The organism is Pseudomonas sp. BF-R-26 (assembly GCF_019947395.1).
In the GTDB taxonomy this organism is placed as follows: domain Bacteria; phylum Pseudomonadota; class Gammaproteobacteria; order Pseudomonadales; family Pseudomonadaceae; genus Aquipseudomonas; species Aquipseudomonas farris.
This window is the reverse complement of record NZ_JAGYGK010000024.1, coordinates 59,126-75,523: the sequence shown is the minus strand read 5'-3', so window position 1 is coordinate 75,523 and position 16,398 is coordinate 59,126. Positions and strand designations below refer to the sequence as shown.

Below are 16,398 nucleotides of genomic sequence, written 5' to 3'. Positions count from 1 at the left end.
GTAAATCTTTAACAACTTCAACCACTTGCGCTTCCGATCTCTCGTTAGCGGGAGGCGAATTCTACAGCGTTACTCGCTGCTGTCAACACCTCTTTTTCTCCGCTTTCGACCGAGATGATCGAACCGTCAATAAGGCGAAAACACACTGCCTTACCAACTCCTTCTGGCTTCGATGAACTGAAGCGTAACCGCTGTCGAAAACTGCGTAACTCTTTGTTTACCAAGGAGTTTTCCGTTTCGACTGCGCCGGAAGTGGGGCGAATTATAGGCTTTCAGAATCTGCCGTCAACCCCTGATTTCAGCTTTATTCGGATTTGAGCGTAATACGCGCAAATGCCTTCTTCCCGGCCTGGCAAACATGGGTCGCGCCCAGTACGTATATAAAGGTGCGATCGACAACCTCACCATCTATACGCACACCACCAGAACCGAGAAGATCGCGCGCCACAGCGGAGTTCTTCACCAGGCCCGCTTTATTAAGGACAGCAGCAATCGGCATATCCTCGGCAGCGGTCAACTCGATCTCTGGCAGATCATCCGGCAGCTCACCATCCTTCATACGGTTGCCCGCCGCACGGTGAGCATTGGCCGCAGCCTCTTCACCATGGAAGCGCGCAACGATCTCTTCGGCCAGCTTGATCTTGATGTCACGCGGATTCGCGCCCGCCTCGACGTCAGCCCGGAAAGCATTGATCTCTTCCATGGAGCGGAAACTGAGCAATTCGAAGTAACGCCACATCAGCAAATCCGGAATAGAGACCAGCTTGCCATACATGACACCCGGCGCTTCCTGGATACCGACGTAGTTGCCCAACGACTTGGACATCTTCTTCACACCATCCAGACCTTCGAGCAACGGCATCGTCAGAATGCATTGAGCCTCCTGACCATAACTACGCTGCAGCTCGCGCCCCATCAGCAGGTTGAATTTCTGATCGGTACCACCCAGCTCGACATCCGCGCGCAACGCGACCGAGTCATAACCCTGAACCAGCGGATAGAGGAACTCGTGAATAGCAATTGGCTGATTGGTCGTGTAGCGCTTATCGAAATCGTCGCGCTCGAGCATGCGAGCTACGGTGTATTGCGAAGTCAGACGAATGAAGTCGGCTGGCCCCATCTGATCCATCCAGGTGGAGTTGAACGCCACTTCAGTCTTGGCCGGATCAAGAATCTTGAAGACCTGAGTCTTGTAGGTCTCGGCATTCTCGAGAACCTGCTCACGGGTGAGCGGAGGACGTGTCGCGCTCTTGCCGCTTGGATCACCGATCATCCCGGTGAAGTCACCTATAAGGAAGATCACCTGGTGACCCAGTTCCTGGAACTGGCGCAGCTTATTAATAAGCACGGTGTGACCCAGGTGCAAATCCGGCGCGGTCGGATCGAAGCCTGCCTTAATACGCAGCGGCTGGCCACGCTTGAGTTTCTCGATCAGCTCGGACTCGACCAACAGTTCTTCTGCACCACGTTTGATCAGCGCTAGCTGCTCTTCAACCGACTTCATAACAGACCCGCAAGGCTCAGATTCAAAGGGGAACAACCATACAAGATCGCGCACCAAATACAAGTTTTGCCCGGCGCACGGACGCCAATCCACGGACAGAGCGTTCGCAGACTTGCTTCAGAGATGATTTGGTTATATTTTATACAGTTATTTCGTCTTCATCATGTCATTCATCTTTTCCAATTCATCTTTTCAAAGTCAAAATTACCTATGACCACAGAACCGTCTAAAGCGCCTCCGCTTTACCCGAAGACCCACCTGCTTGCAGCAAGTGGCATCGCCGCCCTTCTCAGCCTGGCGCTTCTGGTATTCCCTTCCAGTGATGTTGAAGCCAAAAAGACGACCCTGAGTCTTGAACTGGAAAGCCCTGCAGAACAACTGACACAAGATCAAGACGCCGCCGAAGTCGTCCAAGCCACAAATGAGCCGGCCGCCTCCCCCTTCGCGCAGATCGAAAACAGCGCCGAAGACACTCAGGAAACCGCCCAGGCCGCCCCCGCCCCTGCTCCCGCGCCAGTCGTCGAAGAGAAGAAGGCGCCAGGCCATAAGGAAGTGATTGTTAGCAAAGGCGACACTCTCTCGACTTTGTTCGAGAAAGTCGGCCTTCCGGCCACTTCGGTGCATGAAGTGCTAGCCAGCGACAAGCAGGCCAAGCAGTTCAGCCAGCTCAAACATGGCCAGAAGCTTGAGTTCGAACTGGACCCGGATGGCCAGCTGACCAACTTGCACAGCAAGGTCAGCGACATGGAAAGCATCAGCCTGACCAAGAATGACAAGGGTTATACGTTCAACCGCATTACCGCCAAGCCCACAGTTCGCTCCGCCTATGTTCATGGCGTGATCAACAGCTCGCTGTCGCAATCTGCCGCCCGAGCCGGTTTGTCCCACAGCCTGACCATGGATATGGCCAGTGTGTTTGGCTATGACGTCGACTTCGCCCAGGATATTCGCCAGGGTGACGAGTTCGATGTGATCTATGAACAGAAAGTCGTCAATGGCAAAGCTGTTGGCAATGGCCCGATCCTCTCTGCACGCTTCACCAACCGCGGCAAGACTTACACCGCGGTGCGCTACACCAACAAACAAGGCAACAGCAGCTACTACACGGCTGACGGCAACAGCATGCGCAAGGCGTTTATCCGTACCCCGGTAGACTTCGCCCGCATCAGCTCGAAATTCTCCATGGGACGCAAGCACCCGATCCTGAACAAGATCCGCGCCCACAAGGGTGTCGATTACGCAGCCCCACGCGGTACGCCGATCAAGGCTGCCGGTGACGGAAAAGTATTGTTGGCGGGTCGTCGCGGCGGTTACGGCAACACCGTGATCATCCAGCACGGTAATACCTATCGCACGCTGTACGGTCATATGCAGGGCTTCGCCAAAGGCATCAAGACTGGCGGCAGCGTCAAGCAAGGTCAGGTGATCGGTTACATCGGCACTACCGGCCTGTCCACCGGCCCGCACTTGCACTACGAGTTCCAGGTCAATGGCGTGCACGTCGACCCGCTGGGTCAGAAGGTGGCGATGGCCGATCCGATCTCCAAAGCTGAACGCTCACGCTTCCTCGCGCAAAGCCAACCGCTGATGGCGCGCATGGATCAAGAGAAAACCACCCAGCTGGCTTCGAGTAAACGCTAAGCCATGACGCTCTATATAGGTGTGATGTCCGGGACCAGCCTTGATGGCCTGGACATTGCGTTGATCGAGCAAGCCCCGGCGATCAAGCTGATCGCCACCCATTACATCCCTATGCCTGATTCCCTGCGCGCCGAGCTGCTTGGCTTGTGCGCCAGCGGCCCGGACGAGATTGCCCGCTCCGCCATTGCCCAGCAAAACTGGGTGAAACTGGCCGCACAGGGCATTCACACCCTCCTCGACCAACAAAATCTGAAACCCGACGACATTCGCGCGATTGGCAGCCACGGCCAGACCGTTCGCCATGAGCCGGCGCGCGGGTTCACGGTACAAATAGGCAACCCCGCCTTGCTCACCGAGCTGACCGGCATCACCGTGGTCAGCGATTTCCGCAGCCGCGATGTAGCCGCCGGCGGACAAGGCGCGCCACTGGTTCCAGCCTTTCACGAAGCCCTGTTTGAAGAACGGCCTGGCAACCGCGCGGTATTGAACGTCGGCGGGTTCAGCAATCTCAGCCTGATCGAACCCGGCAAGCCTGTTGCCGGGTTTGACTGCGGCCCCGGGAATGTCTTGCTGGATGCCTGGATTCACCAGCAACGCGGCGACAACTTTGATCGTGACGGTCAATGGGCCGCCAGCGGCAAGGTTGAACCGGTTCTGCTGAACGAGCTGCTCAGTGATCCATTCTTTGTGACCCAAGGCCCGAAGAGCACCGGTCGCGAAGTATTCAATCTCCCATGGCTGATGCAGCATCTGTCGCAGCTACCGACCTTCGCTGCCGAAGACGTACAGGCCACGCTGCTTGAGCTGACTGCGCTGACCATTGTCGAGTCATTGCAAAGCGCCCAATCGAATACCCGGGAGCTGCTGGTTTGTGGCGGCGGCGCGCACAACGCCACGCTGATGAAGCGCTTGGCCAGCCTGTTGCCGAATGCGAAAGTCAGCAGCACTGCTGCTTACGGCGTAGACCCGGACTGGGTCGAAGCCATGGCCTTCGCCTGGCTAGCCCATTGCTGCCTGGAAGGTATCGCGGCCAACCGTCCGAGTGTCACCGGTGCCCGCGGCCTACGCGTACTCGGCGCCATCTACCCCGCCTGAGCCTGAACCCCAGACAGCAAAACGCCGCAGAGTCCTGAGATTCTGCGGCGTCTGGTAATGCGGTGAGGTGCGATCAGATCGAGAACGAAGAGCCGCAGCCACACGTGGTGGTAGCGTTCGGGTTCTTGATCACGAAACGCGAACCTTCCAGACCTTCCTGGTAATCCACTTCGGCACCTGCCAGGTACTGGAAGCTCATTGGATCGACCACCAGGCTGACGCCTTCGCGCTCGACGATGGTGTCGTCATCGGCCACTTCTTCATCGAAGGTGAAGCCGTACTGAAACCCTGAACAACCGCCGCCCGTAACGAATACGCGCAGCTTCAAGCGATCATTCCCCTCTTCATCGACCAGGCTCTTCACCTTGTGCGCGGCACCGTGGGTGAATTGCAAAGCCGTGGGGGTGAAGGATTCGACGCTCATGCTGACTATCTCCCGGCGTTACGCCGCCATAATGCGTGATGACGCGCATTATCCGCTTCTCCCAGAAAATCGGTCAACTATTGTTACGGTATATCAATCAACCCAATTGTCAGACCAAAATGCAAAAAGGCCCGTTCGACGGGCCTTTTTGCTGAGCGGGATAAAGCCTTACGGCAGCATGCCTGCATGGGACAGGCCCAGACGCTCATCCAGACCGAACAGGATATTCAGGTTCTGCACCGCCTGACCCGACGCGCCTTTGACCAGGTTGTCGATCACCGACAATACCACCACCAGATCACCATCCTGCGGACGATGCACGGCGATACGGCAAACGTTGGCGCCGCGCACGCTACGGGTTTCCGGATGGCTGCCGGCAGGCATTACATCGACGAACGGTTCGTTGGCATAGCGCTTTTCGAACAACGCCTGCAGATCCACCGAGCGATCCACGACAGTCGCGTAGAGCGTCGAGTGAATACCGCGAATCATTGGTGTCAGGTGCGGAACGAAGGTCAGCCCCACGTCCTTGCCCGCTGCACGACGCAGGCCCTGGCGGATTTCCGGCAAATGACGGTGCCCTTTGACGGCGTAAGCCTTCATGCTTTCCGACGTCTCGGAGTACAGCGAACCTACAGAAGCGCCACGACCGGCGCCGCTGACGCCGGATTTGCAGTCTGCGATCAAACGAGTGGTATCTGCCAGACCGGCTTCAAGCAATGGCAGGAATCCCAATTGCGTGGCCGTCGGGTAGCAACCCGGCACAGCAATCAGGCGTGCTTGCTTGATTTGCTCGCGGTTAACTTCCGGCAAGCCGTAGACCGCCTCCTCCAACAGTTCCGGCGCGCCGTGCGGCTGACCGTACCATTTGGCCCACTCATCGGCGTCTTGCAGACGGAAGTCTGCCGACAGGTCGATGACCTTGGTCCCGGCAGCCAGCAGCTCACCGGCCAGCGCATGCGCAACACCGTGCGGCGTGGCAAAGAACACCACGTCGCAGGCCCCGAGGGTCTTGATGTCCGGAACGCTGAAAGCCAGGCCGTCGTAGTGGCCTCGCAGGTTCGGGTACATGTCGGCCACGGCCAGGCCAGCCTCGGATCGGGAAGTGATCACTACCACTTCAGCTTGCGGATGCTGTGCCAACAGACGCAGCAGTTCGACACCGGTGTAACCCGTGCCGCCGACGATACCGACCTTGACCATAAACCTGCCCTCAACGAACCCACTGGAAAGCCGTCGATAATAGGGGCCGCGCGGCCCTGCGACAACCGTCAAGGTGACGTGTGGCGGCTCAAGCCTCTACTATTCCCGCTACTGTGAACCCTGGGAATAACTAAAAATGCTTTATCTGTGGCTCAAAGCGCTTCATATCGTCAGCATGGTCTGCTGGTTTGCCGGCCTGTTTTACCTGCCGCGCCTGTTCGTCTATCACGCTCAAAGCGAAGACACCGTCAGCAAGGAACGCTTCAGCATCATGGAGCGCAAGCTGTACCGGGGCATCATGGGCCCGGCGATGATCGCCACCCTGGTGTTCGGCATCTGGTTGATCAGCCTCAACCCAAGCGCCTACTTCACCCAAGGTGCATGGATGCATGCCAAATTGACCCTTGTAGTAATCCTGATCGGCTATCACCACATGTGCGGCGCACAGGTAAAACGTTTTGCCCGTGGCGAAAACACCCGCAGCCATGTCTTTTATCGCTGGTTCAATGAAGTGCCGGTTCTGATATTGCTGGCTATCGTAATTCTGGTCGTCGTTCGGCCGTTTTAATCCAATAAGCATAATTCACCCGGGGTACTTCCAATGTCGCTGCCCGCTTTGCTCGAACAACGCTTGCGTCTGCCCGTGGTGGCGGCGCCGATGTTCCTGATCTCCAACCCTGAACTGGTGCTCGCCTGCTGCCGTAATGGCGTGGTGGGCAGCTTTCCCGCGCTGAACCAGCGTGAGAGCAGCGGTTTCAAGGCCTGGCTGGAAGAAATCGAAGCAGGACTGGCTATACTGGAAAATCCCGCTCCTTACGCGGTGAACCTGATTGTCCACAACAGCAACCCGCGATTGCAGGCCGACCTGGCGATCTGCATCGAGCACAAAGTACCGATCGTGATCACCAGCCTCGGCGCCGTGAAGGAATTGGTCGACGCCGTGCATGGCTATGGAGGCTTGGTATTTCATGACGTGACAACCCGTCGCCACGCGGAAAAAGCCGCTGAAGCAGGTGTTGACGGTTTGATTGCCGTGGCCGCGGGCGCCGGTGGTCACGCCGGGACCTGGAGCCCGTTTTCGCTGATCGCCGAGATTCGCCAGTTTTTCGACAAGACCCTGCTGCTGGCCGGTTGCCTGAACCATGGCCATGAAATTCTTGCCGCGCAAGTGCTCGGCGCGGATTTGGCCTACTTCGGTACGCGATTTATCGGCACCACTGAAAGTCATGCACCTGACGCGTATAAGGAGATGCTCCTGACTTCCAGAGCCGCCGACATCGTCCATACTCCAGCGGTGTCGGGAGTACCGGCAAGTTTCATGCGTCGGAGCCTGGAGGCCGCCGGTTTCGACATGGCAGCCCTGCAAGGCAAGGGCGAGGTGAATTTCGGCTCCAAGCTCAAGCCATTGAGCGACGAAGCCAAAGCCTGGAAAACCGTGTGGTCCGCAGGCCAGGGTGTCGGAGAAATCGATGACCTGCCGAGTGTCGATCAACTGGTCGCACGTCTCGATGCCGAATACCGCAAGGCGCTGGAACTGGCGGCGGCGTTGCCCAAGCGCTGGCCGCGCTGACAGAAAAACTTGGCAAGCCCAATCCGGCTGGCCCTACACTCCATGCTTGCAACACCGTCTATTACAAACTCTCGCGACAAGGATGCCTCGGCCATGAGCGAAAACCGTTTCAAGATCGTCTTCGATGGCGCTCTGCAGCCAGGTGTTGACGCCACCACCGCGAAGCTCAATCTCGCCGAGCTGTTCAAAAGCGATGTCGCGGCTATCGAGCGCCTATTCAATGGCCGGACAGTTGCACTCAAGCGCGACCTGTCACACGCCGACGCGCAGACTTACCTTCAGGCGCTAACGAAAACCGGCATCGATGCCCGAATCGAAACAGAACCCTCGATCGAGCTGAACCTGTCCGACGTTCACGAACACGCCCCTGCCAATAACCAACCTGTCACGGCAGAGCCCGATTCTCCCTATGCACCGCCCCGAGCCTCTGTCGGCGAAGCACTGCCGGAGTTTTCTGCACTCAAGGCATTCAGTTTCGTTGGCCGCATCGGTCGCTTGCGCTTTCTGGCCTGGACGATGGCGCTTACGCTGGTGACGCTTGGCGTTGGTGCCGTGCTGGCTATTTTCGGCTTCGCGCTCATTAGCACGGACTCCACTGCTGGCTTGGTCCTCGCGGGTCTGCTGGCCTTTATCCTGGTCGTGGTGCTCGCATTCATCAGCATCCAGTTCAGTGTGCAGCGCCTGCACGATATCGGCTGGTCCGGCTGGCTCTGGCTGCTGAACCTTGTACCGGTCGTGGGCAGCGTTTTTCCGTTTGTAATAATGATCGTGCCGGGTAACAACACTGCCAACCGATATGGCGCACCACCACCGCCCAACAGCAACGCGGTCAGGGTGCTGGCTTCGCTATGGCTGGTGTTTATCGCGATCATGTTCGTCGGCGGGCTGACTGGAGGCCTCACCGCGATCCAGGATGAGTACAAAAGCGCCACCGAGAGCACCTATCAAAGCAGCTCGGTGATCACCGACGAAGTTGAAGTCGAGCCGGCCGAAGAGGCCGAGCAAGCACCAAATTCATCCGATGATGCAGCCGAAGCAGCCGAGCCCCCTGTAGACTCTGCGAAAGAATGAACAGCGCTCCCCGTCCGTGACACCTGCGTCGCCGGCGCGGAGCTGTTGCGATGGAGAACTGCATGACCCGTTACGCTCTGATCACTGGCGCTTCCAGCGGCATCGGCCTGGCGATGGCCGAAGCGCTGGCCCGGCGCGGCCGCAGCCTGATTCTGGTGGCCCGACAGCGTGATCAGCTGGAAAGCATTGCGATTGAACTGACTCAACGTTTTGGTGTGGAGGTGCTGTTTCGTGCCTGTGACCTGGGCGAGCCGCTGAGGCTGTCCGGTTTTTTGCTGGAGCTGGAGGAAGGCGACCGGCAAATCGATTTGCTGGTCAACTGTGCCGGCATCGGTACCTGCGGTCCGTTCCTGGCCCAGGACTGGATGACCGAGCAGGACTTGATCGAAGTGAACATCCTGGCCCTCACTCGCTTGTGCCATGCCATCGGCAACAGCATGGCCTTGCAGGGCGGCGGGCAGATTCTGAACGTCGCCTCGGTCGCGGCGTTCCATCCCGGCCCCTGGATGAGCACTTACTACGCCAGCAAGGCTTACGTACTGCATTTTTCCGAAGGTTTACGCGTCGAACTGAAGAAATGCGCGGTCAAGGTGTCGGTGCTCTGCCCCGGCCCGACCCGCACGGCGTTTTTCCGCACCGCGCAACTGGATACCGACAAACTGGTCGAGAGCAAACTGCTGATGAGTCCAGAAGAAGTCGCGCTTTATACCGTGCGCGCGCTGGCGAAAAATCGCGCCATTATTATCCCCGGTCGCCTGAATCGCTGGTTCGCGTTCCTGCCGCGGCTCGGCTCACGCTGGCTGACCCGGACAATCGCGGGCATGGTCAACAAAGCCTATTGCCCGCGCTGATCAATCCTCAAGGCAAAAGACTGGGCTCTGACATAACCCATGGTTACACTCAGGCCAGCCCAAACAACGGAGAAAACAGCTGTGGATACTCTGTTCACCAAGATCATCAACCGGGAAATCCCGGCGAAGATCATTTACGAGGACGACCAAGTACTGGCCTTCCACGACATCGCACCGCAGGCCCCCGTGCATTTCCTGGTAGTCCCGAAGAAACCGGTGCGCACCCTTAACGACCTCACCGAGGACGATAAGGCTTTGGCCGGGCACATTCTGTTCACGGCCCAGCGTCTGGCTCTGGAATTGGGCTGTGAGGAAGGTTTCCGGGTGGTCATGAACTGCAATGAATTGGGTGGGCAGACCGTCTATCACATCCATATGCACGTGCTGGGTCAGCGTCAGATGCACTGGCCGCCGGGCTGATCCACTAACCACCAAAAAATCGCAGCCTTCGGCAGCTCCTACACCGATCTCCGTAGGAGCTGCCGAAGGCTGCGATCTTTTGCTTTGGGTGTAGAAAGCTGAAATGACCCAACGCAAACCCTCTCCCGGCCGATTGGGTTAAACTGGCCGCCGAGATTCTTCCCGGAGGTCAGCATGACTACCCAACGTCACTACTCGCCAATTGACCGTCTTCTGCTGCAAGCCGATGCTGCGATGCGGACTTTGTTGCCTTTCAGTGGTCAGCCCTACCGTCCGTCGCCGGCCATCGTGCAGCCGGATGCGCAAATGAGCGACGAGGACACCCGACATGTCGCCGGCTTGATGCGCATCAACCATACCGGCGAAGTCTGCGCCCAGGCGCTGTATCAAGGTCAGGCCCTGACCGCCAAACTGCCGAAAGTGCGCGCCGCCATGGAGCACGCCGCCGAAGAAGAAATCGACCATCTGGTCTGGTGCGAACAACGCATTCATCAGCTGGGTAGCCATACCAGCATCCTCAATCCGCTGTTCTACGGCATGTCGTTCGGGATTGGCGCGGTTGCCGGGTTGATCAGCGACAAAGTCAGCCTGGGTTTCGTTGCTGCCACCGAGCATCAGGTCTGCAAACACCTGAACGAACACCTTGAGCAACTGCCAGCCGAGGACGAAAAATCCCGGGCGATCCTGGAGCAGATGCGTATCGATGAAGAGCATCATGCTGAAAGTGCGCTGGATGCGGGTGGATTTCGTTTTCCGGCGCCGGTGAAGTTCGGGATGAGTTTGTTGGCAAAGGTGATGACCAAGAGTACTTATCGGATCTGAGGGTCAGGTTGTTACATAGGGCCTCTTCGCGGGCAAGCCACGCTCCCACAAGGGCTCTGTATTCCAACAAATAAAAAAGGCGACTACCGCAAGGTAGTCGCCTTTTTTTGTACTCGAAGATCTTAGTTTGGCATGTTGCGCGCGTAGAAGATTTCGAGCATTTCGTGTTTCACACGCTCAGTCACCAAGGCACGTTGCTCAGAGGACAGGTTGCTGGTGGCGTCGCCGAACAGGTAGTTATCCAGTTCGAAGTGCTTCAAAAGCATTTTGGTGTGGAACAGGTTTTCCTGGTACACGTTCACGTCGGTCATCTGGTACGCGTCGCGGGTGTCTTCGGACAAGTAGTTCTGGATCGAGTTGATCTCGTGGTCGATGAAATGCTTCTTGCCTTCGACGTCACGGGTAAAGCCGCGCACGCGGTAATCCACGGTCACGATGTCTGAATCGAACTGGTGAATCAGGAAATTGAGTGCTTTGAGCGGTGAAATGACGCCACAGGTCGACACGTCGATGTCCACACGGAACGTCGCGATACCGTCCACCGGATGGATTTCCGGGTAGGTGTGCACCGTGATGTGGCTCTTGTCGAGGTGGGCCAGGATGATTTCGGGTAACGGACCCGGAGACTCTTCGATCTGACTGTCGGTCGGGGTCACTGGCTCTTCAGAGATCAGAATCGTGACGCTGGCGCCCTGGGGTTCATAGTCCTGACTGGCGATGTTCAGGATGTTGGCACCAATGATATCGACAACTTCTGTGAGGATCTGCGTCAGGCGCTTGGCGTTGTACTCTTTATTGATGTACTCGACGTAAGCCTGTTGGTCTTGCGGAGTTTCCGCGTAGCAGATGTCATAGATATTGAAGCTCAAGGTCTTTGTCAGGTTATTGAACCCGTGGAGCTTGAGTTTGCTTTTCACCGTTAAAACTCTCTATGTATTGCGGGCTGGCCGCGTGATCAAGCATGCCCGTCAGATGCGAACGACGCACCTGCGTAGGACGGTTAACACCTCTTCGCGATGGCGATTTTGTTTTTCTGTTCAGGAAAGCGACCTGTGCAGACGTCAGCGATGGATCGCCAGAGTCTGCACTGCTTTTATGATAGTTGAATGTCGATTCAACCGAGTTCGATGATTTCGTAGTCGTGGGTAATCGCCACGCCTGCCGCGCCGAGCATGATCGAGGCCGAGCAATACTTCTCCGCCGACAGCTCAATGGCGCGCCTGACCTGGGCTTCTTTCAGCCCGCGGCCCTTGACCACGAAGTGCATGTGGATCTTGGTGAAAACCTTCGGATCTTCGGTCGCACGTTCGGCTTCGAGAAAGGCTTCGCAGCTTTCGACGGCCTGACGGGACTTCTTGAGGATGCTGACCACATCAAAATTGCTGCAACCGCCAACACCCAGCAGAAGCATTTCCATCGGCCGGACACCCAGGTTACGACCGCCGGCATCGGGCGGACCGTCCATGACCACGACATGACCGCTGCCGGATTCGCCGAGGAACATGGCTTCGCCAGCCCATTGGATGCGTGCCTTCATCGCCAAGACTCCACTGTATAAAAAAGGGTCGCCAGCTTAGCACAGGGCCCTTGATTGGCAGCGCTTCGCCTTCCTAGGACATAACCATCTGCGTCGTAGGCAAATTCTCGAATCTTGAAGGAATGCGTCTGTTAAGCTGACGCCAATTCAGTGGCGCATTGCCAGCTTTGTAGCGAATAAAAAGGATCGCAGGCTTCGCCAGCTCCTATAAAAAACAAACACCGTGCAGTCTTTTCGGGATACAACCATGGTTGCTATTACTCCCACACCCAAAATCAAGAACCTCGACAAACTGTTGATGCACTGTCAGCGCCGTCGCTATGCCGCCAAGAGCAACATCATTTGTGCAGGTGACCGCTCGGACACGCTGTTTTTCATCATCAAAGGTTCGGTAACCATCCTGATTGAGGATGACGACGGCCGTGAAATGATCATTGCCTACCTCAATTCCGGCGACTTTTTCGGCGAGCTGGGTCTGTTTGAGCAAGCCGGCCTGGAACAGGAACGCAGCGCTTGGGTGCGCGCCAAGGTCGAATGCGACGTCGCGGAAATCAGCTACGCAAAATTCCGCGAGTTGTCCCAACAAGATCCAGACATTCTTTACGTGCTCAGCGGACAAATCGCACAGCGCCTGCGCAATACCACGCGCAAGGTCGGCGATCTGGCGTTCTTCGACGTGACCGGTCGCGTTGCGCGCTGTCTGCTGGAGCTGTGCAAGCAGCCTGACGCCATGACTCACCCGGACGGCATGCAGATCAAGGTGACCCGTCAGGAAATCGGCCGGATTGTCGGTTGTTCCCGTGAGATGGTCGGCCGTGTGCTCAAGGATCTGGAAGAGCGCAACCTGGTCAACGTCAAAGGCAAGACCATGGTGGTCTTCGGTACGCGCTAAGCTCGAAAACTCAAGCTCGAAAACTTAAGTTCCTAAACTTAAGCCCCGAGCATTTCTGCCAGCAACTGTCGGTACAGCGCATCGAGCCGTTCCAGTGCCTCAGGAGCGGCAAACTTTTCATGCAGGGCAATGTGGCTTTCAGCGCGAACCCGCTGTTCCAGGCCACAGGCCTCATTGAAGCGATTGACCGCCGCGACCATCGACTCTCGCTCGTCATCGATCAACATCGCCCCATGCACCAGACCGACCGGACGCTGACCGCCCTTGCTCTGGCGCCAACGCTGGGCGGTGCCGACCATCTTTCGACCATCGAGGTTGACGTTGAAACGACCGTCGCAGAACGCGCCCTCGATTTCGCCCAACGACGAAGTGCCGCCCAGCTCATCCAGTAACTGACAGATCGGATCGCACAAACGCCGGTAGCCGGTTTCGATGCGGTTCAGATCGCCTTCGCTGCGCGGTGGGGCATAAACCAGTGCGATGTTGATGGTCGATGCCGATTGCGGCACCGGCTCACCGCCGGTTTCACGCAGCAGCACCGGCCAACCGGCGGCAGCAGATATTTCGCACGCGGCGTCGAACAGTGGCAAACGATTCAAGCGACGGGGCATGACCAACGCGCGGTCAGTGGGTTGCCAGAACAGCAGACCGAACTCCGACTCACCGGTGCACACATGGGCCAGCAGATCCTGTTCGGCGAGCAGGCCGGCTTCGATGGTCAGAGGGGTTGGCTGAGGCATGGATGACTCCGTAAGACATGAGTCTTTGGGGTACTTGATGGCCTCTTCGCGGGCAAGCCCGCTCCCACAGGGATCGGGTTGCCCGCGAAGATGTGTTCAGTCGAGCGTAGAACCGCTCACTGGAATGCCACGCTCGGGAAAGAACAGGCGCTGCAATTCCGTACCCGGGCTTTCAGCACGCATGAACGCTTCGCCGACCAGGAACGCATACACATCGCTGATTTCCATCAGCTCGACATCGGCCCGATTGAGAATGCCACTCTCGGTGATGACCAGACGATCACGCGGGATGCGCGGCAACAGGTCGAGGGTGGTTTCCAGATTGACGTCGAAGGTGTGCAGGTTGCGGTTGTTCACGCCCACCAGCGGCGTGTCGAGGGTTTTCAAGGCCCGCTCCAGCTCGTCGCCATCGTGGACCTCCACCAACACATCAAGACCGACGCTTTTGGCCACGGCAGCCAGCTCGGCCATCTTCACGTCGTCCAGTGCGGAGACGATCAACAGCACGCAGTCAGCGCCCAGAGCCCGGGATTCGACGATCTGGTAAGGATCGATCATGAAGTCCTTGCGGATCACCGGCAACTTGCACGCCGCCCGAGCCTGCTGCAGATACGCATCGGCGCCCTGGAAGTAATCGATGTCGGTGAGCACCGACAGGCAAGTGGCCCCGCCCTTTTCGTAACTTCTGGCAATGTCCGCAGGCACGAAATTCTCGCGAATCACGCCTTTGCTTGGCGAAGCCTTCTTGATTTCAGCAATGACCGCCGGCTGCTTCGTCTTGGCCTGATCGATCAATGCCTTGGCAAAACCACGGGGTGCATCGGCCGCCTTGGCCAGATTTTCCAGCTCCGCCAGACTCACACGAGCGCTACGCTCGGCGACTTCCTGAACTTTGCGGGCCAGAATATTTTCCAGAACCGTCGGTACACTCATCCCTCATTCTCCACTTTGAATACCGCGGTAAATGCACCCAATTCCTCAAGTTTTTCCCGAGCGAGGCCTGTGTGCAGCGCATCGTGCGCCAGGGCAACGCCTTCTTTCAAACTGCTGGCATGGTCGGCGGCGTACAGCGCGGCACCGGCATTAAGCACGATCATCTCGGCGGCTTTCTGACCGTTCTCGGTCTTGCGCTTGCCCAAGGCATCGCGAATCAGCTCAAGGGAGGCCGCCGGGCTTTCCACCGCCAGGCCATGCAGGCTCTGACTCTTCATCCCGAGGTCTTCGGGTTCGACCCAATACTCGGTGATCTGGTCATTCTTCAATTCAGCCACAAAGGTCGGTGCCGCCAGACTGAACTCGTCCAGGCCATCCTTCGAGTGCACCACCAGAACGTGCTTGCTGCCCAGACGCTGCAAGACTTCGGCCAATGGCCGGCACAACGCCTGACTGAACACACCCACCACCTGATGTTTCACACCGGCCGGATTCGTAAGCGGGCCGAGCATGTTGAACAGCGTGCGCAAGCCCAGCTCGCGGCGCGGGCCGGCGGCGTGCTTCATGGCGCTATGGTGAGTCTGGGCAAACATGAAACCGATGCCGACGTTGTCGATGCAGCGCGCCACCTGAACCGGCGTCAGGTTCAGGTAGATACCCGCCGCCTCAAGCAGATCAGCGCTGCCGCTTTTGCCCGACACCGCACGGTTACCATGCTTGGCTACGGTGCAACCGGCTGCGGCGACTACGAACGAGGAAGCCGTGGAGACGTTGAAAATGTTTGCACCGTCGCCGCCGGTGCCGACCACATCGACCACGCCGTCAAGGGTGTTGAGTTCAACCTTGTCCGCCAACTCGCGCATCGCCGTCACCGCGCCAACGATCTCATCGATGCTTTCGCTCTTCATGCGCATGGCCATCATGAACGCGCCGATCTGCGCATCCGTGCATTGCCCGGTCATGATTTCGCGCATGACATCGCGCATCTCATCGGTACTGAGGTCGAGGTGGCCGACGATACGGCTCAGGGCTGTCTTGATATCCATGGAAAGTCCTTAGCGCGTGCCGCCGGTTTGTTTGAGGAAGTTGGCGAACAGCTCGTGGCCCTGTTCGGTGAGGATAGACTCAGGGTGGAATTGCACACCCTCAATGTTCAGCGTCTTGTGGCGCAGCCCCATGATCTCGTCGACCGAGCCGTCTTCAAGCTGGGTCCAGGCGGTCAGTTCCAGGCAATCGGGCAGGGTTTCGCGCTTGACGATCAGCGAGTGATAGCGGGTGACCGTCAGCGGGCGATTCAGGCCTTCGAACACGCCCTTATCCTCGTGGAATACCGGGCTAGTCTTACCGTGCATGACTTGACGGGCACGGACCACATCGCCACCAAAGGCTTGGCCAATGGACTGGTGCCCCAGGCAAACACCGAGAATCGGCAGCTTGCCGGCGAAGTGCTTGATCGCTTCAATGGAAATACCGGCTTCGGTCGGGGTGCAAGGACCGGGCGACACGACAATGCGCTCAGGCTTGAGGGCTTCGATTTCGGCAATGGTAAGTTCATCGTTGCGCACGACTTTGACCTCGGAGCCCAGCTCGCCAAGGTATTGCACAACGTTGTAAGTAAAAGAGTCGTAGTTATCGATCATCAGCAACATGGCGTTAAGAACCTCTTGAATTTACTGACTTTGAATACAGCCTTCG

General features: G+C 57.6%; 18 protein-coding genes. 9 read left to right on the top strand and 9 right to left on the bottom strand.

The window, feature by feature from the left end; genetic code table 11:
- Positions 1–304: 304 nt before the first annotated feature.
- Positions 305–1,504, bottom strand: coding sequence for a tyrosine--tRNA ligase (gene tyrS / locus KGB18_RS27905; protein WP_123719553.1), 1,200 nt, complete (start codon positions 1,502–1,504; stop codon positions 305–307).
- Between the two features lie 210 nt (positions 1,505–1,714).
- On the opposite strand from tyrS, the gene KGB18_RS27900 reads away from it, so the two are divergent.
- Positions 1,715–3,145, top strand: coding sequence for a peptidoglycan DD-metalloendopeptidase family protein (locus KGB18_RS27900; RefSeq protein WP_123719554.1), 1,431 nt, complete (start codon positions 1,715–1,717; stop codon positions 3,143–3,145).
- 3 nt (positions 3,146–3,148) lie between these two features.
- Complete coding sequence (locus tag KGB18_RS27895; RefSeq protein WP_123719555.1) at positions 3,149–4,240, top strand: anhydro-N-acetylmuramic acid kinase; 1,092 nt, start codon at positions 3,149–3,151, stop codon at positions 4,238–4,240.
- A gap of 73 nt (positions 4,241–4,313) precedes the next feature.
- Here KGB18_RS27895 and erpA read toward each other — a convergent pair whose 3' ends face one another.
- A complete protein-coding gene (gene erpA, locus KGB18_RS27890) occupies positions 4,314–4,664 on the bottom strand; it encodes an iron-sulfur cluster insertion protein ErpA (protein ID WP_007906865.1) in 351 nt (116 codons plus the stop codon).
- Positions 4,665–4,832: 168 nt separating this feature from the next.
- A complete protein-coding gene (argC, locus tag KGB18_RS27885) occupies positions 4,833–5,867 on the bottom strand; it encodes an N-acetyl-gamma-glutamyl-phosphate reductase (protein WP_007941665.1) in 1,035 nt (344 codons plus the stop codon).
- A gap of 136 nt (positions 5,868–6,003) precedes the next feature.
- Between argC and hemJ the strand changes: the two genes are divergently transcribed.
- The 6 genes from hemJ to coq7 all read left to right on the top strand — a co-directional run bounded on the left by hemJ (position 6,004) and on the right by coq7 (position 10,601).
- Complete coding sequence (gene hemJ, locus KGB18_RS27880; RefSeq protein ID WP_007906869.1) at positions 6,004–6,435, top strand: protoporphyrinogen oxidase HemJ; 432 nt, start codon at positions 6,004–6,006, stop codon at positions 6,433–6,435.
- Between the two features lie 33 nt (positions 6,436–6,468).
- Positions 6,469–7,437, top strand: a complete 969-nt coding sequence (locus tag KGB18_RS27875; protein WP_123719556.1) for an NAD(P)H-dependent flavin oxidoreductase — start codon at positions 6,469–6,471, stop codon at positions 7,435–7,437.
- Between the two features lie 93 nt (positions 7,438–7,530).
- Positions 7,531–8,508 (top strand): DUF805 domain-containing protein, encoded by a 978-nt coding sequence (locus KGB18_RS27870; protein WP_123719557.1) that lies wholly within the window; start codon positions 7,531–7,533, stop codon positions 8,506–8,508.
- A 62-nt stretch (positions 8,509–8,570) separates the two neighbouring features.
- Positions 8,571–9,359, top strand: coding sequence for an SDR family NAD(P)-dependent oxidoreductase (locus KGB18_RS27865; RefSeq protein ID WP_032835131.1), 789 nt, complete (start codon positions 8,571–8,573; stop codon positions 9,357–9,359).
- Positions 9,360–9,440: 81 nt separating this feature from the next.
- Positions 9,441–9,779 carry a histidine triad nucleotide-binding protein gene (locus tag KGB18_RS27860; RefSeq protein WP_007906873.1) on the top strand — a complete coding sequence of 113 codons (339 nt, stop codon included), beginning with the start codon at positions 9,441–9,443 and terminating at the stop codon, positions 9,777–9,779.
- 174 nt (positions 9,780–9,953) lie between these two features.
- Entirely contained in the window at positions 9,954–10,601 is a 648-nt protein-coding gene (gene coq7, locus KGB18_RS27855; RefSeq protein ID WP_008008345.1) for a 2-polyprenyl-3-methyl-6-methoxy-1,4-benzoquinone monooxygenase, read from the top strand.
- A 122-nt stretch (positions 10,602–10,723) separates the two neighbouring features.
- Here the strand turns inward: coq7 and speD are convergent, their stop codons facing one another.
- Entirely contained in the window at positions 10,724–11,518 is a 795-nt protein-coding gene (speD, locus tag KGB18_RS27850) for an adenosylmethionine decarboxylase (protein WP_052967182.1), read from the bottom strand.
- A 197-nt stretch (positions 11,519–11,715) separates the two neighbouring features.
- Positions 11,716–12,138 (bottom strand): OsmC family protein, encoded by a 423-nt coding sequence (locus KGB18_RS27845; protein ID WP_123719558.1) that lies wholly within the window; start codon positions 12,136–12,138, stop codon positions 11,716–11,718.
- 247 nt (positions 12,139–12,385) lie between these two features.
- Between KGB18_RS27845 and crp the strand changes: the two genes are divergently transcribed.
- Complete coding sequence (crp, locus tag KGB18_RS27840; protein WP_052967181.1) at positions 12,386–13,030, top strand: cAMP-activated global transcriptional regulator CRP; 645 nt, start codon at positions 12,386–12,388, stop codon at positions 13,028–13,030.
- 38 nt (positions 13,031–13,068) lie between these two features.
- Here the strand turns inward: crp and KGB18_RS27835 are convergent, their stop codons facing one another.
- The 4 genes from KGB18_RS27835 to KGB18_RS27820 all read right to left on the bottom strand — a co-directional run bounded on the left by KGB18_RS27835 (position 13,069) and on the right by KGB18_RS27820 (position 16,352).
- The gene (locus KGB18_RS27835) at positions 13,069–13,770 is read right to left on the bottom strand and encodes a biotin/lipoate A/B protein ligase family protein (protein WP_123719559.1); all 702 of its coding nucleotides are present in this window, start codon (positions 13,768–13,770) and stop codon (positions 13,069–13,071) included.
- A gap of 96 nt (positions 13,771–13,866) precedes the next feature.
- Entirely contained in the window at positions 13,867–14,703 is an 837-nt protein-coding gene (trpC, locus tag KGB18_RS27830; RefSeq protein ID WP_123355741.1) for an indole-3-glycerol phosphate synthase TrpC, read from the bottom strand.
- A complete protein-coding gene (gene trpD, locus KGB18_RS27825) occupies positions 14,700–15,749 on the bottom strand; it encodes an anthranilate phosphoribosyltransferase (RefSeq protein WP_007906883.1) in 1,050 nt (349 codons plus the stop codon). Before trpD ends, trpC begins: the two co-directional genes overlap by 4 nt.
- 9 nt (positions 15,750–15,758) lie before the next feature.
- On the bottom strand, positions 15,759–16,352 hold the full coding sequence (locus tag KGB18_RS27820; protein WP_019650349.1) for an aminodeoxychorismate/anthranilate synthase component II: 594 nt from the start codon (positions 16,350–16,352) through the stop codon (positions 15,759–15,761).
- Between the last annotated feature and the right edge of the window lie 46 nt (positions 16,353–16,398).